Below are 22,483 nucleotides of genomic sequence, written 5' to 3'. Positions count from 1 at the left end.
CCATGCGTCTGCTACTGGTCGAAGACGACGACATGATTGCGGAGACGGTGCTGGGCGCGATGCGCCGCTCGGGCTACGCAATCGACTGGGCCGAAGACGGCCGCGCGGCGGAACTGTCGCTGGGCAACGGCGTGTACGACCTCGTGCTGCTCGATCTCGGCCTGCCGAAGAAGGACGGTATCGACGTGCTCAATGCGTATCGCAAGAGCGGCGGCGCCGCGCCGGTGATCATCCTGACCGCGCGCGACGCAGTCGACGACCGGATTCGCGGCCTCGATGCGGGCGCCGACGATTACCTGATCAAACCATTCGACCTCGACGAGCTGGCCGCGCGCGTGCGCGCGCTCTTGCGGCGGCGCACCGGGCAAAAGCAGCCCGTCTATGCACACGGCGAGCTCACACTCGATCCCGCGGCACACGAAGTCACCAAAGGCGGCGAACTGCTGCCGCTCGTGCCGCGCGAATTCGCCTTGCTGCAGGCATTGATCGAGGAGCCCACGCGCGTGTTCACCAAGCCTGAGCTGGAAGAGAAGCTATACGGCTGGGGTGAGGAGGTGGGCAGCAACACCATCGAAGTGCACGTGCACAGCTTGCGGCGCAAGATTGGCGCGGAGCAGGTGGTGACCGTGCGCGGCGTGGGCTACCGTCTGAAGAGGTGCTGATGACGTCGATTCGCCGCTGGCTGCTGGGCTGGCTGATTTTCGGGCTGGCCGCGGCCTCGGCCGTGGCCGGCTTCGGCATTTTTCACACCGCGCGCGAAGAAGCGGGCGAACTGTTCGACTACGAGCTGCGTACCGTGGCGTTGTCGTTGCCGTCGAATCTGTCCGGTGCGGGTGACGGCGAGCATCGCAATCCCGACCTCGGCGATCTGGCCGACGACCGGGTCGTGATCGAAATCTGGGACCGCTCCGGCAAGCTCATTTATCACTCGATGCAGTCGCCGGTATTCTCGCGTTTGCCTGCGGGTTTCAGCACGGTCGAGCGCGGCGAGAGTCACTGGCGCGCATTCGGGTTGGAACAGCGCGACCGTTATATCCAGGTTGCGCAACCGATCTCCGTGCGCGAAGACCTTGCGTTGCAACTGGCGCTGCATACGCTGTGGCCGCTCGGCGTGCTGGTGCCGGTGACGATCCTGCTGGTGCTGCTGGTGGTGGCAAGGGGGCTGGCGCCGATCGGCGGGCTGACGCGCGCACTGACCACCCGTTCGCTCGATTCGCTGGAGCCCCTGCATCTGGACGGCAGCGTGCCGGTCGAAATCAAGCCGCTGGTACAAGCGCTCAACGATCTTCTACAACGTCTGAACGTTGCTTCGCAGGCGCAGCGTACGTTTATCGCCGACGCCGCGCACGAGTTGCGCTCGCCGCTCGCGGCGCTGAAGCTGCAATTGCAGGCAGCCTCCCGTGACGGCTCGCTAAAGGGCGAGGGGCAAACGCTGGAGCGCGTCGAGGGACGGGTCAACCGGATCATTCACCTGGTGCAGCAGTTGTTGACGCTGGCGCGTGAGGATGCGCATCCGGTGACGTCGATGGTGCCAGTGAGTTTGCGCCGGATCGGCGAGCAGGTCGTCGGCGATTTTTCGCTTCTCGCGGAGACGAAGGAGATCGATCTCGGGCTCGAGTGCGAAGACGCTCGCGCGAACTACGATGTCTATACAGTGCTGGCCGAGCCGCACGGGATGAGTGTCCTGTTGGGCAACCTGATCAACAATGCGATCCGGCATACGCCGCGGGGTGGGCGCGTCGACGTGATTCTGAAACGGTCGGGCGAGTGCGTGGGGTTCGACGTCGTGGACAGCGGGTCCGGGATCCCGGAGGCTGAGATTGAGCGGGTTTTCGACCGCTTTTATCGCGGAGAAGACGCGAAGGGCGAGGGCAGCGGACTTGGGTTGGCGATTGTGGCGCGGATCGCCGCACGGCATCAACTGCAGCTTTCCCTGCGCAACAACGCCGGCCGGCCGGGTTTGTGCGTGTCGGTTTCTGGCCTGACGGCGGTTGAGGTGACGGTGCCTTTGGCGGTTAAAAGCTAATTTTTTACCTCGGTGGCAAAAAACAAGATCTTCAACCCCATCCTTCGAAAAGCGCAATGAAATACGGGCTTTATTCGCGCTCAATGAAATGCGAAAGCGGGAAGCGGGGCGGAAAGTATCGAGTTTAATCGTGCCACAGCAGAACGTTCGCCACCGCTGGCGCACAGCGTCTCGCCGCCTCTCACGAGTATGTTTCAACACGCTGCTACAATCCTGTCTTTCTCGATTGATTGTGCGCTATGGGTTTCGAACAACTTGCTGAATTGAAGAAGCAACTGGCCGCGGCACGCGCCGAAGCTGCGCCTGCGGCCAAGCCGGTCGCCAAGCCCGGTGCGAAGCCCGCGCGCAAGCCGTCGCCGCCGCGTCGTGCCGCGCCCGCTCACAAGCCAGCGACCGACGCCAGGCCGGCGGCTGAAGCCAGGCCCGCGGTCGACGCGAAGCCGGTGGACCCGGTGGTGAAATCGATCGGGAGACTGCAAAAGCGCTTCCCGAATGTTTTTCCCAAGAATCCGGCACCCAAGCTGCCGCTGAAGGTCGGCATCTTCGAGGACCTCGTGGTTCACGCGAAGGAATTGTCGCTGAGCGAAGCCGAGTTGCGCGACGCGATCAAAACCTGGTGTCGTGGCAGCCGCTACTGGAAATGCCTGGTTGAAGGCGCCGCGCGCGTCGATCTGACGGGCGGCGAAGCAGGCAAGGTGACGGCCCAGGAAGCGGCCGGCGCACAGCGTCTGCAGGCGCATCGTGCAGGCAGGGGCGCGGCGAAAGCAGCGGCCTCGCCGGTTGATGCGTCCGCCAATGCGTCTGCTGCGTCGGACGTTTCGGTTGATGCAGCTGCGCAAGCAGCGGCCACTCCGCAAGCCGAGGCAGAGAGCCAGCCGCAAGTCGCCTCGACGGACACCCCCGCCGCTGAATCGACAACGCCGCCGGCAGCACCGTCGGCCACCGCCGAAGCGTAAAGCGTAAAGAAGGCCCGCCGCCCGGTTAAAGGCGGCTGCCTTGCGCCGCCAGCCGGACCCTCACGAAGCCGACGTGCTCGCGCAGCACATAGAACGCGTCGGCGTATGCGAGCGGCATACGCAAGCGGCTCAGCGAGGCCTCGATATGATCGAGCTCCGCGAAAAGCTGCTTGCGTTCCTCCTCGGTCGAATCGGCCAGTGCGCCGCGTTCGATCGCAATCAGCGCACCGTAATAACGATAGATGCGCGAACGCACGCGCCACCGGTACAGTGCCGGGATCAGGCGCATCGCCGGAAACAGCAGCACCGCCATCGGCAGCAGCAGAACGAGCGTGCGATCGCCGATGCTCGCGAGCCAGAACGGCAGCGTGCGGTATAGAAAACTCTTGCCGGTCTTGTAGTAGCGCTGCGCATCTTCGCTGATCTGATATTCATGAGCGACCGGACTCGGAAACTCCCCCGCGTGCTGCAACAGCCCCGGCATGCCGTGCACCTCCTGCGCGGCCTCAATCAATAAGTCGGAAATCGCCGGATGCAGACCGGTCCGGGCCACGAGCTCGACCGTCGGGCTGATCAGATGGATGGTGTCGGGCGGAATTCTGCGCCTGAGATCCAGCACGCCGGGCGGCAGGTCGATCTCGTCAAGGTAGGGAAAGAGGCGCGTATAGGCGCTCGCTTCGTCGAAATCCATCACGGAGATGCCGGGCACTTTCAGGAGCCGCAACATCAGGCCGCGCGTGGCCGAGTCGCCGTTCAGGATCGCCGCGTCGACGTCGCCCGCCACGAGTTGCGTGGCGGCCTGCATGCCGTCGCTCGGCACCAGCACCGTGTTGCCGCCTGGCTGGATGCCGTTTGCTTCCAGTAGCTTGAGCGAGAGGAGGCGCGTGCCGCTGCCTTCACGGCCGATTGCAATCCGTTTGCCTTCCAGTTCTGAAAGCTCGCTGATCCCCGTGCCGCGATAGAACACCACCACCGGAATATAGAAAACGCTGCCGAGCGACATCAGCGATGACGTATCGCGCCCGTCGGCCACACCGCCTTGCACCAGCGCGAGATCGACATGCTGCTTCGGGTCCAGCAGACGGCTCAGATTCTGCACCGAGCCATCGGACTCCAGCACGTTCAACGTGATGCCGTTGCGGGCGAGGATCTTCTTGTACTGATTCGCGGTGACGAGGAACGAACTATCGTGTGGACCCGCGCTGATGGTGATGGTCTTCGGCGGCGCCGGATCGACCACCCAGACGATCAGCGTGATGATCAGTACGATCAGCGCGGCTACGATGATGTAAGGCAGGGTGTGATCGCGCCACTCCGCATGCGATTGATCGCCGGGAAAATGCGGGGGACGCGGGCGATACGCTTTCATGGGCACTCCGTGCCGGTAGCCGGGATGAGGCATTGTCCACTGTCTGCCGCGTATCGGCCAAATGTTCGACATAACCGCCGCCCTGGCGGCCAGGACACGCGATAGGCCATGGCATAATCCACGTCAGCTTCTAATCGTGTCGCCGGGCGCATCTTGAGTCGTTTCTATCGGAAGATCGGCAGTTGGCTGGGATTGTTTGCGATCCTGATGGCCACGCTCGCGCCAACGATCTCGCATTCGCTCGCCGCACGCAGTGGCGGTGAAGCCGGAATGGGAGGCGAGCATTGCTCGATGCCGTCGATGGCTTCCATGCCGGACATGGGCGCCATGTCGTCGATGCACTCCATGCCCTCCATGCACGCTCAGGCATTGGACGACCCCGGCAGCAAACACGCTCAACACACTCAACACGCAGCCATGTCCGACGGCGACGCCTGCGGCTATTGCAGTCTGCTCGCCCACATGCCGGCGGTGCCTAGCGTCGAGGCGCTGTTCTTCGTCACCGTCCGTGCTGTCCAGCACACCGTTGCGACCCGCTTCGAGCGCGTTCGCCGCGTCGAGCCGCTCACCTTCGCGCAGCCTCGCGCCCCTCCGTTCCCATCCTGATTCGAGTCATACCGTTGCGATGCCATGACTGCATCGCGATGCCGTTGCACGTCCGTTAGTCGAGACGCGCGCCGGCATTGTCACGACCCATGAACAGGATGAACCATGCAAACCCACACAACGCGCAGCCCGATACCGCTGCGTGCGGCGTCGCTCGTTGCGGCTACCGCCAGCGTATTTCTCTTCGCGCCTTCACTCGCCGGTGCTCACGCGATTGCGGGCAATCGCATCTTTCCGTCGACGATGGCCGTCGACGATCCCGGCGTCGGCGACGAAGCCAACCTCGAGTACGGCCACCAACGTGTGCCCGGCGATAACGGCGATCAAAGCATCAATACTTTCGACTTCGAGTACGACAAGCTGATCACACCGCGACTGGCGGTCTCGGTAGACGGCACGTACGCGATGCAAAACAATCCCAAGGCGCGTGGCTTCGACAACTTCGGCGTCGGTCTGAAGTACCTGCTGTACGTCAACGATGAACACGAGTTCATGACCTCGGTCGGTGTGAACGCTGAACTCGGTGGCACAGGAAGCCGCGCGATCGCGAATAACTTTTCGACGATCTCGCCGACGATTTATGCCGGCAAGGGCATGGGCGATCTTCCCGCATCGCTTGCCTATCTGCGGCCGATCGCGATCACGGGTGAAGCCGGCCCGGCGCTGACAACAGGGGCAGGGCAGCCGAACGCATTCAACTACGGCTTCACGGTGCAATACAGCCTGCCGTATCTGCAACAGCACGTGCACGACATCGGGCTGCCGCAGCCGTTGGCGAACGTGATTCCGCTGGTGGAAATTCCGCTCTCGAGAAGCCAGGGGCAGACAACCGGCACGGTCAATCCGGGCTTCATCTGGATCAACCGTTATGGCCAGTTCGGCGTTGAAGCGCAAATCCCGATCAACCACGCAAGCGGTTCGCACGTGGGCATTCTGGTTCAGGCGCATATCTTCTTCGACGATGTCGCGCCGACCACGATCGGCAAACCTCTCTTCCAGTAACAGTAACGTATGAACACCGTAACGCAGGAGCAGGCGATGAAAAACGATCGACATGACTGGCTGCGCGCCGCAGCGAAGGTGCCCTTGCTGATTGCCGGGCTTGCGTTCGCGAGCGCCGCTTTCGCCCATGTATTTCCGCAGAAGCAGGAGCCCGGTGCGGGCGCGACGGTGGCGTCGCCCGCTCAGGTCCGCGTGATATTCGACGGGCCGCTCGAACCGTCATTCAGTTCGCTGACGGTGACCGACGCGAGCGGCAAGCAGGTCAACACGGAGAAATCCGCTGTCGACGCGCACCAGGCAGCGGCGATCGCCGTGCCGCTACCGCCGCTCGCGGCGGGTCACTACACCGTGCACTGGGTGGCGGTGGCCTCCGACGGGCATCGCACGCATGGCGACTACGCATTCGACGTGAAGTAGCACTGAAACCGTGCCGCGCTGCGTCATCGCAAGAACGGTGACGCGGCGTGTCCGATCGCGCCGGAGTTCGGATGCACGGGAAAAGTACTATCATCGATTGCAGGCATCAAGCGCCTGGCTGTGCAACGCAGCCGGCCCTGGCCTCCCGGGAGAGAACCCATGGCGGAGTTTGTGAAGGCGCTCCTCGGCGAGGAAAACGGCCATCAGCGTCGCCAGATCGCATGGCTCTACGCGTTACTACTTACCTTCAATATCGCGGCATGGGTGGTGGCCTTCGTAGCGTTCCGCGGCTATCCGCTGCTGATGGGCTCCTGCCTGCTGGCTTACTCGTTTGGTCTGAGGCATGCGGTGGACGCGGATCATATCGCGGCCATCGACAACGTCACGCGTCAGCTGATGCAGTCCGGCCAGCGTCCGGTGACGGTGGGACTGATGTTCTCGCTCGGCCACGCCACCATCGTCGTTCTCGCGACCATCGGCATTGCGGCGACCGCCATGGCGTTGCAAAGCCGAATAAGCGGCTTCAAGGAAACCGGCGCCATGATCGGCACGCTGGTGTCGACGTTCTTCCTGTTTGCCATTGCACTCCTGAATCTGATCGTGCTGCGCTCGGTGCTGCGCGCCTTTCGGCGCGTGCGCCGAGGCGAGCCTTATGTCGATGAAGATCTCGACATGCTGCTTGCGAATCGCGGTTTTCTCGCGCGTATTTTCCGGCCGTTGTTCCGCCTGATCAGCAGGAGCTGGCACATGTACCCGCTCGGCTTTCTGTTCGGGCTGGGTTTCGATACCGCAACGGAAGTCGGGCTGCTCGGCATATCCGCCGCCGGCGCCGCGCAAGGCATGTCGATCTGGTCGATCCTGGTGTTTCCGGTGCTGTTCATGGCCGGCATGACGCTGATCGACACGACCGATAGCATCCTGATGCTGGGCGCCTATGGATGGGCTTTCGTGAAGCCAGTCCGCAAGCTCTACTACAACGTCACCATCACGACGATCTCGGTGCTTGTCGCGCTTCTTGTCGGCGGTATAGAAGGTCTCGGATTACTGGCGGACAAGCTACATCTGAATGGCGGATTCTGGCAGGCGGTGGGCAGCCTGAATGAGCACTTCGGCATGATCGGCTACGCGATCATCGGCGTATTTCTGGCAAGCTGGTTATTGTCGGTCGCGGTTTACAAATGGATGCGATTCGAAGAACTCGAGATCCGCTCATGAGCGTGGCGGCATACCAGCGATTGCAATTGATGACGCTTACGCGGCAATGACCTGAACCCTTAAGGGCTATCGTCAGAGAATTTCAAAAGGCGCGCCGCTCGAGTTCTTATCGGCCCAATACGCTGCGCGGTGTTTAGTGAGTTAGTTACGGAAATTGGGTTATTTCGTATCGCTGAACTATACTCAAAAAAGTTTTTCGGGCTCATCACGGTGGGCACCTATCCCCAACAATACATGCAGCAAATCCGATCCTTTTAACCGCATCGCGCGGAATACTTATCGATCGATTGCTGGACACGTGACTGCCGTGCGGCACTCGCCACGTATCTTTGCCTGACCTGAAAAAGAACGTGGTTCGCAGTGGAGACACTCATCATGGCAGAAGCAGACAACGTCCCCTATGGGCGCAAGACTCAGCACGCGCCGGCTCTCAAGGAAGTGCACATCATCTGGATTACCGCGGGCCTCGGCTGCGACGGTGATTCGGTATCAATTACCGCGGCGACTCAGCCAAGCATCGAGGATGTAATTCTTGGTGCTATTCCCGGTCTGCCAAAGGTGCATTTGCATAACCCCGTATTGGCGTATGAAAACGGCGACGAGTTTCTTAAGCCGTTTCACCAGGCCGCGCGTGGCGAGCTTGAGAACTTCGTGCTGGTAATGGAAGGGTCGATTCCAAACGAACGTATCAATCGCGAAGGATATTGGGCCGCACTGGGCACCGACCCTGATACGCAGGAACCGATCACGATTCCGCAATGGCTCGACCGGCTTGCGCCGCGCGCGCTGGCGGTGGTCGGCGCGGGCACCTGCGCGACCTACGGCGGCATTCACGCGATGGAAGGCAATCCGACCGGCTGCATGGGTCTCGCCGACTATCTCGGCTGGGACTGGAAGTCGAAAGCGGGCCTGCCGATCGTCAACGTCCCAGGCTGTCCGGTGCAGCCGGACAACTTCATGGAGACGCTGCTCTACCTGCTTTATCAACTGGCGGGTCTCGCGCCGATGATTCCACTCGACGAAGCGCTGCGGCCGAGGTGGCTGTTTACGCGCACCGTTCACGACGGTTGCGATCGCGCGGGCTCCTACGAACAGGCGATCTTCGCCACCGAATACGGCAGCCCGAATTGCATCGTTAAACTGGGTTGCTGGGGGCCGGTCGTGCAATGCAACGTGCCCAAGCGCGGCTGGATGGCCGGCATTGGCGGCTGTCCGAATGTAGGGGGGATTTGCATTGGCTGCACGATGCCAGGCTTTCCCGACAAGTTCATGCCGTTCATGGATGAGCCGCCGGGAGCGGTGCTGTCGTCGAATCTCATCAAGAGTTATGGGCCGCTGATCCGCAGTCTGCGCAAGCTGACCCGGAACACGCTCAACGACGAGCCGAAATGGCGTCACAACGGTTCGAAACTCACTACCGGCTATCGTCGCTGATCTGGCGGCGTGGTTGGCGGAATTCGACTTGTCAGCAGGGAGAAGGTCATGGCCGTTAGTACCGCACCTGAAGTGACCACCAGTGCCCAGGCAGCGCCGGGCAAGCTGGTCGAGATGAACTGGGATCCGATTACGCGGATCGTCGGCAGTCTGGGGATTTACACCAAGATCGATTTTGCGAACCGCCGCGTGGCGGAGTGCTACAGCACGTCGTCGATCTTTCGTGGCTACAGCATTTTCATGAAGGGCAAAGACCCGCGCGACGCGCACTTCATCACGAGCCGCATCTGCGGAATCTGCGGCGACAATCACGCGACCTGTTCCGTGTACGCGCAGAACATGGCCTACGGTGTGAAGCCGCCGCCAATTGCCGAATGGATTGTCAATCTGGGCGAAGCGGCCGAATACATGTTCGACCACAACATCTTCCAGGACAACCTCGTGGGCGTGGACTTCTGCGAGAGGATGGTCAAGGAGACCAACCCCGGCGTGTGGGACAAGGCGCAGAAAACGCCCGCGCCGCACGCGGATAAGCACGGCTATAAAACCATCGCGGACATCATGACCGCGCTCAATCCGTTCACCGGCGAGTTCTATCGCGAGACCTTGATGGTCAGCCGCTATACACGCGAGATGTTCTGCCTGATGGAAGGACGTCACGTGCATCCGTCGACGCTTTATCCGGGCGGCGTGGGCACCGTGCCGACCATTCAGCTGTTCACGGACTACATCACGCGCTTGATGAAGTACGTCGAGTTCATGAAGAAAGTCGTGCCCTTGCATGACGATCTGTTCGACTTCTTCTATGAAGCGCTGCCGGGTTATGAAGAAGTCGGCCGCCGTCGCATTCTGCTCGGTTGCTGGGGATCGTTCCAGGACCCGAACGTGTGCGACTACAACTACAACACGATGACGCAATGGGGCCGCGGCATGTTCGTTACGCCAGGCGTCGTGGTGGACGGCGAACTGGTGACGACCGATCTCGTCGATATCAACCTGAACGTCCGCATCCTGCTGGGCAGTTCCTATTACGACGACTGGGATCACGAAGAGACCTTCGTCAAGAACGATCCGCTCGGCAATCCGGTGGACCGTAAGCATCCGTGGAATCAGACCACGTTGCCGCATCCGCAGAAGCGCAAATTCGACGGCAACTACACGTGGGTGATGTCACCGCGCTGGCTCGACAAGCGCACTGGCGATCACCTTGCGCTCGACACCGGCGGTGGACCGATCGCGCGCTTGTGGGCCACCGCGTTGGCGGGGCTGGTCGACATCGGCTATATCAAGGCGACGGGTCACAGCGTGAAAATCTATTTGCCGAAGACCGCGCTCAAGCCCGAAGTCGAATTCGAATGGAAGATCCCGAAGTGGAGCAATGCGATCGAACGCGATCGCGCCCGCACGTATTTTCAGGCGTATTCGGCGGCTGCGGCCTTGTACTTTGCCGAGCAGGCGCTGGCCGAATTGCACGCGGGACGCACTCGCACGTTCAGCGATTTCACGGTGCCGGAAGAGGGGATCGGCTGCGGTTTCCATGAAGCGGTGCGCGGCGTGCTCTCGCATCACCTCGTGATCCGCGACGGCAAGATCGCCAACTATCACCCGTATCCGCCCACGCCGTGGAACGCCAATCCACGCGATATCTACGGTACGCCTGGGCCCTATGAAGATGCGGTGCAAAACACGCCGATCTTCGAAGAGAACGGCCCGGACAAGTTCAAGGGCATCGACATCATGCGCGCGGTACGCAGCTTCGACCCGTGCCTGCCGTGCGGCGTGCATATGTATGTCGGCAACGGCAAGACGATCGATACGTCGCACTCGCCGACCTTTGGCGTGATGCAGGGAGCGCACAAGTGAGCAACGAGAGCGCGGTCGTCGCCCAGCAACGCCGCATCGATGAACTGATTGCGGCGCTGGAAGCGCTCGACGATCCGCGCGCGCGTGAGCCGGCCAAAGAACTGCTGCAGGTCGTTCTCGATCTGCACACGAACGGACTAGCACGGCTGATGGAGATCGTGTCGGAGGCGGGCGTGATGGACGACGCCATGATCGAAGCGTTCGAGCGTGACGCCGGCGTGTCGGCGTTGCTGCTATTGCACGGCTTGCATCCGCAGGATCTGCCGACGCGCGTGTCGCGTGCAGTCGAGAAGATGCGGCCGTTGCTCGGCGTACAGGGCATCCAGATCGAGTTGCTCGACGCCGCGGAGGAGGCCGTGCGTGTGCGTGTGACCGGCCGCCTGCAGGGCAAGCACAACTCAGTAGGCGAATTGCAGCAGGAAATCGAACGCGCGATTTTCGAAGCAGCGCCGGAAGCGATGCGTGTCGAGATCGCTGGTCTGCCGGACGTGAATGTGCATGAACTGCGCTTTGTGCCGCATCACACCGAGGCGGTGAATGACGTAGCAAAGGATGTGGCAAATGAGGTAACTAATGAGGTAACAAGCCGGACCGAGGCCGGCGCGCAATGACGCCCGCCGCCCCGACACGCGGCTGGGTCGCGCGGCTGCGTCAATTTGTGCGCAAAGCCGACGACATCCAGTGCGAGTTGTGCGGCCTGCCGCTTCTATCTGATCATCCGCATCTGTTCGAAACCGCCAAACGGCAGCTCTTTTGCTGTTGCCGCGCATGCGCGCTGCTGTTCGGCAGTCAGCAGAATGCGCGCTATCGTCCGGTGCCGCGCGACGCGCATTATCTCGACGGATTTCGCATCAGCGATGCGCAATGGGACGCGCTGGCGATTCCCATCGATATCGCTTTCTTCTTTCATGACAGCGCGGCGCAACGCGTCGTGGCTTTGTATCCCGGACCGGCCGGCGGCACGCAATCGCTACTGGAATTGCGAGCGTGGGACGAACTGGTCGCGGATAACCCGTTGCTCGCGCAACTGCAACCCGACGTCGAAGCGCTGCTGGTCAACCGCAGCGAAGGCGCGCGCGATTACTACCGTGTGCCGATCGACCAGTGTTACGCATTGACCGGCGTGATCCGCGCGCGGTGGCGCGGACTGTCCGGCGGCAGGGAGGCGTGGGATTCGATTCATCGTTTCTTCGCCGCACTGAAAGCCCATGGCCGGGTGCCGGAGGGCTTGCTCCATGCCTGATCTCGAGTTCACTGTCGAGTCGGCGGAAGTCGTGCCGTTCGCCGCTGCGCCGCTGCTGACGTTCAGGCTGCGTATCGCCAATACGCCGGCGCAGGAAGAGATCGCCAGTATCACGTTGCAATGCCAGATTCAGATCGAAGCGACGCAGCGCCGCTACGCGCCCGCCGAGCAGTACGCACTTGAAGACCTGTTCGGCTCGCCGCCGCGTTGGGGCGAGACGCTGCGTACGCTGGTATGGGCGGATACGTCGATAGTCGCACCACCGTTTACCGGCGAATGCACGCTCGATTTGCCGGTGCCATGCAGCTACGACTTCAATGTGGCCGCAACCAAATATTTTCACGGCCTTGAAGAAGGCGAGATTCCGCTGATGCTGCAATTCAGCGGTACGGTGTTCTATCGCGAAGACGACGGCGCGTTGCAGGCCGCGCCGATTCCCTGGCACAAGGAAGCGGCGTACCGGCTACCCGTTGCGCTATGGCGCGACATGATGACCCGCTACTACCCGAACGGCGCCTGGCTGTGTTTGCACCGGGATGTGTTCGATCGCCTCTCGCGTTACAAAAGCAGGCGGGGTCTCACGAGCTGGGAGCAGGCGGTGTCGAGCCTGCTCGACGGCGTCGAGGAGGATATATCGTGAATGCGGTCGAGAGCGTGGTTCAGGCGGTGCTGTACGAAGGCTACATGCTGTATCCGTACCGGCCGACCTCGGTAAAGAACCGGCAGCGCTGGACCTTCGGCGGCGTGTATCCGCGCGCCTATGCCGAGGCGTCGGGTAGCGATCCGTGGGTGACGCAGACCGAGTGTCTGCTACGCGGCGACAAGCACACCCGCGTGGCCGTGCGGCCCGGTTTTCTGCAGGTGATCGAGCGGATGGTGCTCGACGTGGACGAGGGTTCCGCCGCGCGGCCGGAGTCGGGTGAGCCGGCCTGGCGCACCGTGCCCGTGCTCGATATCGACGAGCGGCGCTACACCCCATGGCAGGAAGCGGCCGAGCGGCACATCGCCGTACCGGTTCTGGTGATGGGCGAACTGCTCGGAGCACCGCTGCAGATTGCCTTTTCGTTCGTGGCCGCGAGTGAGCTCGAACCGCTCGCTGACAGGCAAGGCACGCTACGTGGTGCTCTGCGCCGTATCCGCGCTTCGCTGCAAGGCCATGTCGAATTGAGCGCCACGAGCGTGGCCGCCGGCGTTTATCGTTTGACGGTGCGTATCGTCAACGAGACACCGCTCGACAATGCCCACGGCTTGAAGCGCGATGCGGCTTCGCTGTACGCGCTGGTGTCCTGTCATACGGTGCTGACCATCGAGGACGGCACGTGGATTTCTTCTATCGATCCGCCCACGGAGCTGGCCACGGCTGCCGCCGCGAGCCGCAATATAGGCGTATGGCCGGTTCTCGTGGGTGACGAACAACAGCCCGACACGATGCTCGCCTCGCCGATCATTCTGTACGACTTCCCGCAGATCGCGCCTGAAAGTGCGGGCGATCTCTTCGACTCCACGGAGATCGACGAGATCCTCACGCTGCGCATTCTCACCATGACCGACGACGAAAAGCGCGAAATGATCGCCACGGACGAGCGCGCGCGTGCCTTGCTGGCACGTACCGAAAGTCTCGGTGCCGAGCAGATGGAAAAGCTGCATGGCACGTTACGGCAGGTGCGCGTACTCGACGGGGCGAGTGTCGGCGGATTTTCACCGCTGGAAACGCCCGCCATGCCGGTGTCGCCATGGGCGGAGCTCGACGCACGGCCGCATCTGGCGTGCGTGCGGGTGGCGGGCGTCGAGATCCGGATCGGCGACCGGGTGCGTTTGCGTCCACGTGGTCGCGCGGACATCTTCGATATCGCGCTGAGCGGCATGGTTGCCACGATTGAATCGATCGAGCGCGATTTCGACGATCACGTGCACGTTGCCGTGACGGTCGACGATGACCCCGGCAAAGACTTCGGCCTGCAGCGCATGCCAGGCCATCGCTTCTTCTTCGGCCCGGACGAGATCGAGCCGCTGGTCAATGGGGCTAGTCCGCCCAGGCCATTCGGCTCGTCCAGTCACGCGAGTCGTAAAGGCGGGCACGTATGAGCGCGATCCTGGTGGCGGGCATCGGCAATGTGTTTCTCGGCGACGACGGCTTCGGCGTCGAAGTGGTGCGGCGTCTGCGGGAGAAACTGGCGGCCGGGGAGTTGCCGGCGTTCGCTGACGGCGTGAGCGTGGCTGACTTCGGCATTCGCGGCATCGATCTCTGCTATGCGCTGCTCGACGGCGTGGACAGCGCGATTCTGATCGACACGACGCAGCGCGGCGGTGCGCCAGGCACGTTGTATGTGATCGAGCCGTCCGTGGAAGATGCCGCCGGCGATGAGCCGGGCGATCCGTATGCGGCGCCGATCCTGATGTCGCCGCACGAAATGGATCCGGCCAAAGTGCTGCAAACGGTGCGGATGCTGGGCGGTGGCTGCGAGGACATTGTCGTGCTCGGGTGCGAGCCGCAAGACTTCGGGTTCGAGCATGGCGAGCAAGGCAGGATGGGTTTGAGCGGCACGGTGGCGGCGGTGGTCGAGCAGGCGGTCGAACTGGCTGTGACGCTTGTGATGGCAAGGATGGAGCGGTTGCCCGCACGGGCCGCTTGAGCGAACGAGCAGCGCGGCGGTTAAGCGGTGGACCGGCACGGATACGGCGTGAAATAACTGAAGTGGGAGACGTCATGAAAGGCTTTCTGAAGTACCTCTTGTTGCCGGCGTTGGTGCTAGGCGTGATGGCGAATATGAAGGACATCAAGCGCTATATCCGTATCCGCAACATGTAGGCGACAACAGTCAGGGAGGTGGCCATGAGCACGCATACACAGCCTGCAGGACCGTCTTCGCCTCCGCACCCGATGGTCCAGGGACCGGTCGGCGAGGAGATTCGTGTGCGCGGACTGGTGCAAGGCGTCGGCTTCCGCCCAACCGTATGGCGGCTTGCGCATGCGTGCGGGGTGGTCGGCGACGTACGCAACGATAGCGATGGCGTGCTGATTCATGCGTGGGGCGATGCGTGGACGCTGCAGCGCTTCATCGAAAGCCTAAGCGCGGAGTGTCCGCCGCTCGCACGCATCGACGCCATCGAACGGCATCAACTGAGTGAAGCGGCCGAGGCCAGCGATTTCCGCATCGTGGCGAGCGAGACCGGCCATGTGCAGACCGGTGTCACGCCTGACGCCGTGATCTGCGCGGACTGTGCAGCCGAGATCGCCGACTCGGCCAACCGCCGTTATCGTTATCCGTTTACGAACTGCACGCATTGCGGGCCACGTCTTTCGATCGTTCATGCCATTCCCTACGATCGCGCCAATACGACCATGGCCGCCTTCGACATGTGCGAGGCGTGCCGCGCCGAGTATGAGAATCCCGCCGACCGGCGCTTTCATGCGCAACCGGTGGCGTGTCCCGTTTGCGGCCCGCGTGTCTGGCTGGAAAGCCGGCACGGCGCACGGGCTGATGGCGACGATCCCTGTCGCGCGGCCAGCTTGCTGCTGCGGCATGGTTCGATCGTCGCGATCAAAGGCCTAGGCGGTTTTCAGCTTGCCTGCGACGCCTGCGATGAAGCCGCGGTCGCCCGTTTGCGTCAATTGAAACGGCGCGAGCGCAAACCATTCGCACTGATGGCGCGCGATTTGCAGGCCGTACGCCGCTATTGCAAACCCGACGAGGCAGAGCTCGCCCTATTGCAGAGCGCGGCCGGACCCATCGTCATCCTGCGTGCCGACGGCGCGGAATGCGTCGCGCCGGGCGTCGCGCCGGGTGTGGGCACGCTCGGTTTCATGTTGCCGTCCACGCCGTTGCATCGGTTGCTGATGGAGTCGATCGACACGGCACTCGTAATGACCAGCGGCAATACGAGCGACGAACCGCCGTGCATCGACAACGCGGATGCCCGCGCGCGTCTCGGCCGCATTGCGGATGTTTTCCTGATGCACGACCGCGATATCGCACGCCGGGTCGACGATTCGGTGGCCCGCGTCGTGCAGGGCGAACCGCGTGTGCTGCGTCGCGCGCGTGGCTATGCGCCTGCTCCGTTGCGGTTGCCGGCGGGTTTCGCCGAAACGCCGGCGGTGCTGGCAATGGGCGGCGAACTCAAGAACACCTTCTGCCTTGCGGGCAATGCACAGGCGATCGTCTCGCACCATCTCGGCGATCTGGAAGACGCGTTGACTTATGCGGACTATCGTCGTTCGGTGGCGCAGTATCTGCGCCTGTTCGAACATGAACCACAGGCGGTGGCGCTCGACCTTCATCCCGAGTATCTGTCGCGCAAGATCGGCTATGACCTGGCACAAACGTGGCAGGTCCCGGTGGTCGAAGTGCAGCACCATCACGCGCATCTCGCCGCGTGCATGGCGGAAAACGGCGTGGCGCTCGACGCGCTGCCGATGCTCGGCGTCGCGCTCGACGGTCTCGGTTTTGGCGACGACGGCACGCTGTGGGGCGGAGAATTCATGCTGGCGGATTACCGCGGCTTCACGCGTCTCGGCAGATTCAAGCCGGTTGCGATGCCAGGCGGCACGCGCGCGATCGACGAACCGTGGCGCAACGCCTACGCGCATCTGATGGCGGCATTCGATTGGCGCGGCTTCACGCGGCAATACGCTGGACTCGGCGTCCAGCAGTTCCTCAGCAGCCGCCCGCGCGACGCACTCGACACGATGATCGCGCAACGCGTCAATAGTCCGCTGGCAAGCTCCGTGGGCCGACTGTTCGACGCCGTGGCGGCGACACTCGGCGTGTGCCGGGAACGCGTGCTTTACGAAGGGCAGGCGGCTATCGAGCTCGAAGCATTGGTCGATCAGCACGCGCTGCGGAACGACAGCGACGCCCATGCGTACCCGTTTGAAATTATCAGCACCATGCCGGACGGTCTGCGTTGCATCGAGCCGCAGCCGATGTGGGAGACCTTGCTCGACGACCTGTTGCGCGGCACCTCCGTGCCGGTCGTCGCGGCGCGGTTTCACAAGGGGCTGGCCATTGCGATCGTCCGAATGGTCGAATGCCTGGCCGACCTGCTGACAGGCCCGGTCGATGCACGCAGTGTGGCGTTGTCTGGCGGTGTTTTCCAGAATCGTATCCTGTTCGAACAGGTAGCCGGGCGGCTCCGCGCAGCCGGTTTTCGTGTGCTGACACATCGGCAGGTGCCGGCCAACGACGGCGGGTTGTCGCTGGGGCAGGCGGTCGTGGCGGCGGCCAAGGGGCGCGACGGGTTTTGAGCCTCGTGGAGAAGCGGCGTGTAGCGGTAGTGGTACAGCGCAGCGGTGCAGAAGTAGCGGCGCACAAGCGGGTTAAAGGGAGAACACCATGTGTTTGGGCATCCCGGGACAGATCGTCGAAGTGACCGACGCGGCGAACGATCTCGCGCTCGTCAATGTCGGCGGTGTGCGGCGCGTGATCAACATTGCCTTCGTCATCGGTGAGGGACGGACGGCGAACTCGTGCGTCGGCGAATGGGTGCTGGTGCACGTGGGCTTCGCGATGAGCCGGCTCGACGAGCAGGAAGCGGCGCGCACGCTCGCGTTATTGCACGAACTGGGCGTCGCGCAGGGAGAGATGGACGACATGGCCGAGGTGGACGAACAGCGGGACGAACTGCGCGAAGAATTGCGCAGCGCGCCTTAAGCGTCCGATCGAAAGCCAACGGAGACCGGCATGCCCGAACATGAATCCCTGCAGGCGTTGTATCCGTTCCTGCACGGCGCACGCCAGGACGCGGACAAGCTCGACGCGGCGCTGCTCGATTCAGTGCGGCTGAAAGCGCAGGACAGCGTCGACACCAAACAACGCTTCTTCGACGAAAACGGCCCGGCGGTGGTGCGGATCGCTCACGCGATTGCCGAGATGTACCGCCGCGACGGCAGGCTCTTCACCATGGGCAATGGCGGTTCGAGCTGCGACGCCTCGCATATCGCCGTCGAGTTTTTGCATCCGGTGACCACGGGTCGCCCGGCGCTCACCGCCATCAACCTCGTAGCTGATACGGCCATGATGACCGCGGTCGGCAACGACGTCGGCTTCAGCCATATTTTCGTGCGGCAACTGGTGGCGCAAGGCCGGCGGGGCGACGCGCTAATCGGTGTGTCGACCAGCGGAAATTCCGAAAACCTGCTCACTGCCTTTGCGAAAGCGAAAGAGATGGGTTTGCTGACTATCGGATTGTCCGGTCACGATGGCGGACGCATGGCTACCAGCGCGGCTGTCGATCATTGCCTTGTGGTGAGGAGTGACAGCATTCATCGCGTGCAGGAGACCCACGTCGCGATTTATCACATTCTGTGGGACCTCGTGCATACGCTGCTTGCCGACGACCGCGGCGGCCTCGCCGGTTCGGCTGGCCTCGCCAGCTCGGCGGAGGGAGGTGCCCCATGAAATACGTCGATGAGTTTCGTGACCCGCACAAAGCGAAAACGCTGGAGAAGGAAATCCGTGCGCTGGTGTCCCGCATTGAGCGCGCCAAACAACGGCCGCTGCAAATCATGGAAGTGTGTGGCGGCCACACTCACACGATTTTCCGCTACGGCATTCAGCAAATGTTGCCCGATGCGGTGGAGTTCGTGCATGGCCCCGGTTGCCCGGTGTGTGTGCTGCCGATGGGCCGCGTCGACGATTGCGTTGCGTTGGCCGAGCGTCCGGAAGTGATCTTTACGACCTTCGGTGATGCGATGCGCGTGCCGGGTTCGAAAAAGAGCCTGCTGAAAGCGAAAGCCGACGGCGCGGACGTGCGGATGGTCTATTCGCCGCTCGATGCTTTGAAGATCGCGCAACAAAACCCGGACCGGGAGGTGATCTTCTTCGGTCTAGGCTTCGAGACGACCATGCCCAGCACCGCGATGACGGTTCTGCAGGCGCACGCGCAAAAGGTCCACAATTTCTCGCTGTTCTGCAATCACATCACGATCATTCCGACCATCAAGGCGATTCTCGATTCGCCCGACTTGCATCTCGACGGCTTTCTTGGCCCGGGGCACGTCAGCATGGTGATCGGCACACGGCCCTATGATTTCATTGCGCGGCACTATCGCAAGCCGATCACGGTGGCGGGATTCGAGCCGCTCGATATATTGCAATCGATGTGGATGGTGTTGCGGCAGATCGAAACGGGGCGCTGCGAGGTGGAGAACCAGTATGGCCGGATCGTGACGGAGGACGGCAATGCGCAGGCTTTGTCGGCGGTGACGAGCGTGTTCGAGACGCGCGAGTTCTTCGAATGGCGCGGACTGGGCTCGATCGATCACTCGGGCGTTAGGGTTCGTGAGACGTTTGCCCGTTTCGACGCGGAGCGCAAGTTCGACGTGCCGAACCTGAAGATCGCCGACCCGAAAGCATGTCAATGTGGCGAGGTCTTGAAGGGCGTGATCAAACCGCATCAATGCAAGGTGTTCGGCACGGCGTGCACACCGGAGTCGCCGCTCGGCTCGTTGATGGTGTCGAGCGAAGGCGCTTGCGCGGCTTACTACAACTATGGGCGGATCGATACGTCGCGGATCGATGAGCGGCGGACTGCGCGGCAAAGCGCGAAATCAGCCGACGCGACGGCGCCGGCGTGCCTTGGCTCAAGCGGTGTGGCGGATGTGCCTGCCTTGATTGACGATGCGATCGCTGCGACTGCCACGCGAGGCCACTCATGAACGACCGTGTGCCCGACCCTCTACAGCCCACGGCGCCTCGCCGCGTCGCACACATACGCGACGCTTCCGTCAACCTCGCGCATGGCGGCGGTGGCCGCGCGATGCGGGATCTGATCGAAGACGTATTCGTTTCGACCTTCGACAATCCCACGCTTGCTGCGCTGGAAGATCAGGCTGTTTTCGCGCTTGCCGATCTTGCGGTGCATGGGGACCGTCTCGCGTTTACGACCGATAGCTACGTAGTCGATCCGCTGTTCTTTCCAGGCGGTGACATCGGCACGCTGGCCGTATCGGGAACAGTCAACGATCTGGCGGTATGCGGAGCAACGCCTTTATATCTCTCGTGCGCGGTGGTGATCGAAGAAGGCCTTGCCGTCGATATCTTGCGGCGTGTTGCCGCGAGCATGCAGCGGGTCGCGCTCGAAGCGGGCGTCGCGATCGTAACGGGCGATACCAAGGTGGTCGAACGCGGCTGCGCGGACAAGCTCTTTATCAACACCGCCGGCATCGGCATAGTGCGCCGCGACGTGTCGATTTCGGCTCGCAACGCGCGACCGGGCGACGTCGTAATCGTTAACGGTTATCTTGGCGATCATGGCGCGGCGATTCTGGTCGCACGGGAGCAACTTGCGCTGGAAGCCGATGTGGAAAGCGATTGTTGCCCGCTCAACGGCCTGATCGCGGCGATGCTCGATGTGTGCCCGCAGATTCATTGTTTGCGCGATGCGACTCGAGGCGGAGTCGCGACTGTGTTGAACGAGTTCGCGCAGAGTTCGAACGTGACGATACGGCTGCGCGAAGCGGACCTGCCGTTGCGAGAGGAGGTCAAGGGCGCGTGCGAGATTCTCGGCCTCGATCCGCTGTATCTGGCTAACGAGGGCAAGCTGGTGGCCGTCGTGCCAGCCGATGCGGCCGGGCGGGTGCTCGCTGCTATGCACGCGCATCCGGCGGGACGTGAGGCAGCGGCAATCGGTACGGTGGAGGCAGGTGAGGCAGGCGCGGGTGGACTTGTCGTCATGCAGACGGCGTTTGGTGGGCAGCGCATCGTCGATATGCTGGTGGGCGAGCAACTGCCGCGCATCTGCTGATCGCTGGAGGAGCGCGCCATGCACGAGTTGAGCATTGCCAACAGCGTTGTCGAGATTTGTGCGGAACAGGCCAACGGCGCGCGCGTGCGAAGGGTGACACTGGAGATCGGTCGATTGTCGGCTGTGATGCCGGACGCGATCCGATTTTGCTTCGACGTCTGCGCGAAAGATACAGCAGTGGAGGGCGCGACGCTGGAGATCATCGAGATGCCTGGGCAGGCACGTTGCCTCGCGTGCGGCGAGACGCTCGACATCGATGTGCCGTTTGGGCAGTGCGAATGCGGGAGCGACAATCTCGAACTGATTTCGGGGCAGCAGCTGAAGATTCGGCAGATGGAGGTGGTGTGATGTGTACGACATGCGGATGCTCGAATACGCAGGGCGCGGCGGTGACCGATCTGGACGCGGAGGAGGCAGCGCAGGCGCCGGTGGACGCGCAATCGCAATCGCAAGCTACACGGGAAGGCGCTGCCGCCGGCAAGCGTGAACCGTCGTATCGGCGAGTGAGTGCACATGAGCCGGGGCATGCACACCTGCATCCGCAGAGCCACTCGCACCTGCATGGTCAGTCGCATTCACACGACTCGCAGCATCCTCACCATCACCATCACGAGCATGAGCATTCGCACGACGGTGTCCTCGCGCATTCCCATCCGCATGAGCATTCACATGACGGCGGCCACTCGCACGATCATACCCACACGCATGATCACCCGCACAACCACGGGAGCGAGCACGGCACGTCAATCACCTTGGAACAGGACATTCTCGCAAAGAATCAATTGCTGGCCGAACGCAATCGCGGCTGGCTGGCAGGGCGATCAATTCTCGCGCTGAATCTGATGAGTTCGCCGGGTGCGGGCAAGACGACCTTGCTCGAGCGCACGATCCACGATCTTGGCGAGACATTGCCGCTCTCGGTGATTGAAGGCGATCAGGCGACGCTCAACGACGCCGAGCGAATTCGCGCAACGGGAGCACGTGTGGTTCAGATCAACACCGGCACGGGGTGTCATCTGGATGCGGAGATGGCGTCGCGGGCACTGACGCAACTCGATCCGCCGATGCATTCGGTTGTGATGATTGAGAATGTCGGCAATCTGGTGTGTCCGGCGTTGTTTGATCTTGGCGAGGGGGCCAAGGTGTTGATTCTTTCTGTCACGGAGGGTGAGGATAAGCCGATCAAGTATCCGCATATGTTTCGGGCTTGTTCGCTGCTTTTGCTGAATAAGATCGATCTGTTGCCGTATTTGCGGTTTGATGTCGAGAAGTGTATTGGCTATGCGAGGAAGGTCAATCCTGGGATTGAGATTTTGCGGGTGTCGGCGCAGAGTGGTGAAGGGATGGGCGCATGGTATGCGTGGCTTCGCGCGAAGCGGTAGGGGTTTTTTTGTGCCTGCGCGGCGCTTGTTTGGCCGTGTTCTTGGGGCTTTGGCCTTTCCTTGATTTGCTAGTGGTCTATTAGCGTTCCCCCTGTGCGGGGGGGCACCTACTTTTCTTTGCCGCGGTGTGTGTCAAGGTAGTTGTCGCGTGAACCGTTACGCTGCGTGCTTATACATTTCGACCGACGCGTTAGTTCGCTCCGGGTTCAGATAGACCACGTCTGC

23 protein-coding genes are annotated in these 22,483 nt (G+C 62.3%); 22 read left to right on the top strand and 1 reads right to left on the bottom strand.

Translation table 11 applies throughout. From position 1 onward, the window contains the following. Positions 1-2: 2 nt before the first annotated feature. The 3 genes from KHO33_RS39925 to KHO33_RS39915 all read left to right on the top strand — a co-directional run bounded on the left by KHO33_RS39925 (position 3) and on the right by KHO33_RS39915 (position 2,982). Complete coding sequence (locus KHO33_RS39925) at positions 3-662, top strand: response regulator (RefSeq protein WP_054043002.1); 660 nt, start codon at positions 3-5, stop codon at positions 660-662. Then, positions 662-2,026: an ATP-binding protein gene (locus KHO33_RS39920; RefSeq protein WP_200568185.1), complete on the top strand. Its 1,365-nt coding sequence runs from the start codon at positions 662-664 to the stop codon at positions 2,024-2,026. The genes KHO33_RS39925 and KHO33_RS39920 overlap by 1 nt, the downstream gene beginning before the upstream one ends. Before the next feature lie 239 nt (positions 2,027-2,265). After that, the gene (locus tag KHO33_RS39915; protein ID WP_200568184.1) at positions 2,266-2,982 is read left to right on the top strand and encodes a ProQ/FinO family protein; all 717 of its coding nucleotides are present in this window, start codon (positions 2,266-2,268) and stop codon (positions 2,980-2,982) included. A 25-nt stretch (positions 2,983-3,007) separates the two neighbouring features. Here KHO33_RS39915 and KHO33_RS39910 read toward each other — a convergent pair whose 3' ends face one another. Beyond that, positions 3,008-4,351: a TAXI family TRAP transporter solute-binding subunit gene (locus KHO33_RS39910; RefSeq protein WP_200568183.1), complete on the bottom strand. Its 1,344-nt coding sequence runs from the start codon at positions 4,349-4,351 to the stop codon at positions 3,008-3,010. 150 nt (positions 4,352-4,501) lie between these two features. Between KHO33_RS39910 and KHO33_RS39905 the strand changes: the two genes are divergently transcribed. The 19 genes from KHO33_RS39905 to hypB all read left to right on the top strand — a co-directional run bounded on the left by KHO33_RS39905 (position 4,502) and on the right by hypB (position 22,258). Beyond that, a complete protein-coding gene (locus tag KHO33_RS39905) occupies positions 4,502-4,957 on the top strand; it encodes a DUF2946 domain-containing protein (RefSeq protein WP_200568189.1) in 456 nt (151 codons plus the stop codon). Between the two features lie 105 nt (positions 4,958-5,062). Next, on the top strand, positions 5,063-5,959 hold the full coding sequence (locus KHO33_RS39900; RefSeq protein ID WP_200568182.1) for a hypothetical protein: 897 nt from the start codon (positions 5,063-5,065) through the stop codon (positions 5,957-5,959). A gap of 36 nt (positions 5,960-5,995) precedes the next feature. Next, positions 5,996-6,376, top strand: a complete 381-nt coding sequence (locus KHO33_RS39895; RefSeq protein WP_200568181.1) for a copper resistance CopC family protein — start codon at positions 5,996-5,998, stop codon at positions 6,374-6,376. A 159-nt stretch (positions 6,377-6,535) separates the two neighbouring features. Further along, positions 6,536-7,591 carry a HoxN/HupN/NixA family nickel/cobalt transporter gene (locus KHO33_RS39890; RefSeq protein ID WP_200568180.1) on the top strand — a complete coding sequence of 352 codons (1,056 nt, stop codon included), beginning with the start codon at positions 6,536-6,538 and terminating at the stop codon, positions 7,589-7,591. A gap of 375 nt (positions 7,592-7,966) precedes the next feature. Then, entirely contained in the window at positions 7,967-9,025 is a 1,059-nt protein-coding gene (locus KHO33_RS39885) for an NADH-quinone oxidoreductase subunit B family protein (protein ID WP_054043013.1), read from the top strand. Between the two features lie 48 nt (positions 9,026-9,073). Continuing rightward, positions 9,074-10,888 (top strand): nickel-dependent hydrogenase large subunit, encoded by a 1,815-nt coding sequence (locus tag KHO33_RS39880; protein ID WP_200568179.1) that lies wholly within the window; start codon positions 9,074-9,076, stop codon positions 10,886-10,888. Further along, positions 10,885-11,499 (top strand): NifU family protein, encoded by a 615-nt coding sequence (locus KHO33_RS39875; protein WP_200568178.1) that lies wholly within the window; start codon positions 10,885-10,887, stop codon positions 11,497-11,499. Before KHO33_RS39880 ends, KHO33_RS39875 begins: the two co-directional genes overlap by 4 nt. Further along, positions 11,496-12,131: a DUF5947 family protein gene (locus KHO33_RS39870; RefSeq protein WP_200568177.1), complete on the top strand. Its 636-nt coding sequence runs from the start codon at positions 11,496-11,498 to the stop codon at positions 12,129-12,131. Before KHO33_RS39875 ends, KHO33_RS39870 begins: the two co-directional genes overlap by 4 nt. Then, entirely contained in the window at positions 12,124-12,771 is a 648-nt protein-coding gene (locus tag KHO33_RS39865; RefSeq protein ID WP_200568176.1) for a DUF6084 family protein, read from the top strand. Before KHO33_RS39870 ends, KHO33_RS39865 begins: the two co-directional genes overlap by 8 nt. Continuing rightward, on the top strand, positions 12,768-14,216 hold the full coding sequence (locus tag KHO33_RS39860; protein ID WP_200568175.1) for a hypothetical protein: 1,449 nt from the start codon (positions 12,768-12,770) through the stop codon (positions 14,214-14,216). The genes KHO33_RS39865 and KHO33_RS39860 overlap by 4 nt, the downstream gene beginning before the upstream one ends. Then, a complete protein-coding gene (locus KHO33_RS39855; RefSeq protein ID WP_200568174.1) occupies positions 14,213-14,764 on the top strand; it encodes a hydrogenase maturation protease in 552 nt (183 codons plus the stop codon). The genes KHO33_RS39860 and KHO33_RS39855 overlap by 4 nt, the downstream gene beginning before the upstream one ends. Before the next feature lie 74 nt (positions 14,765-14,838). Next, positions 14,839-14,940: a DUF6893 family small protein gene (locus KHO33_RS43065; RefSeq protein ID WP_372341842.1), complete on the top strand. Its 102-nt coding sequence runs from the start codon at positions 14,839-14,841 to the stop codon at positions 14,938-14,940. A gap of 24 nt (positions 14,941-14,964) precedes the next feature. Continuing rightward, positions 14,965-17,376: a carbamoyltransferase HypF gene (hypF, locus tag KHO33_RS39850; RefSeq protein ID WP_234480915.1), complete on the top strand. Its 2,412-nt coding sequence runs from the start codon at positions 14,965-14,967 to the stop codon at positions 17,374-17,376. 88 nt (positions 17,377-17,464) lie between these two features. Continuing rightward, on the top strand, positions 17,465-17,782 hold the full coding sequence (locus tag KHO33_RS39845; protein ID WP_054043022.1) for a HypC/HybG/HupF family hydrogenase formation chaperone: 318 nt from the start codon (positions 17,465-17,467) through the stop codon (positions 17,780-17,782). Between the two features lie 30 nt (positions 17,783-17,812). Further along, positions 17,813-18,529, top strand: coding sequence for a D-sedoheptulose-7-phosphate isomerase (locus KHO33_RS39840; RefSeq protein ID WP_054043024.1), 717 nt, complete (start codon positions 17,813-17,815; stop codon positions 18,527-18,529). Next, entirely contained in the window at positions 18,526-19,788 is a 1,263-nt protein-coding gene (gene hypD / locus KHO33_RS39835) for a hydrogenase formation protein HypD (protein ID WP_200568173.1), read from the top strand. The genes KHO33_RS39840 and hypD overlap by 4 nt, the downstream gene beginning before the upstream one ends. Next, entirely contained in the window at positions 19,785-20,876 is a 1,092-nt protein-coding gene (gene hypE, locus KHO33_RS39830) for a hydrogenase expression/formation protein HypE (protein ID WP_200568172.1), read from the top strand. The genes hypD and hypE overlap by 4 nt, the downstream gene beginning before the upstream one ends. A gap of 18 nt (positions 20,877-20,894) precedes the next feature. Beyond that, positions 20,895-21,224: a hydrogenase maturation nickel metallochaperone HypA gene (gene hypA / locus KHO33_RS39825; protein WP_097392783.1), complete on the top strand. Its 330-nt coding sequence runs from the start codon at positions 20,895-20,897 to the stop codon at positions 21,222-21,224. Next, positions 21,224-22,258, top strand: coding sequence for a hydrogenase nickel incorporation protein HypB (gene hypB / locus KHO33_RS39820; protein ID WP_200568171.1), 1,035 nt, complete (start codon positions 21,224-21,226; stop codon positions 22,256-22,258). Before hypA ends, hypB begins: the two co-directional genes overlap by 1 nt. Positions 22,259-22,483: the final 225 nt, after the last annotated feature.

Source organism: Paraburkholderia nemoris (assembly GCF_905221015.1).
GTDB lineage: Bacteria > Pseudomonadota > Gammaproteobacteria > Burkholderiales > Burkholderiaceae > Paraburkholderia > Paraburkholderia nemoris.
The sequence above is the reverse complement of the archived record's forward strand: the minus strand, read 5'-3'. Positions and strand labels throughout refer to the sequence as shown.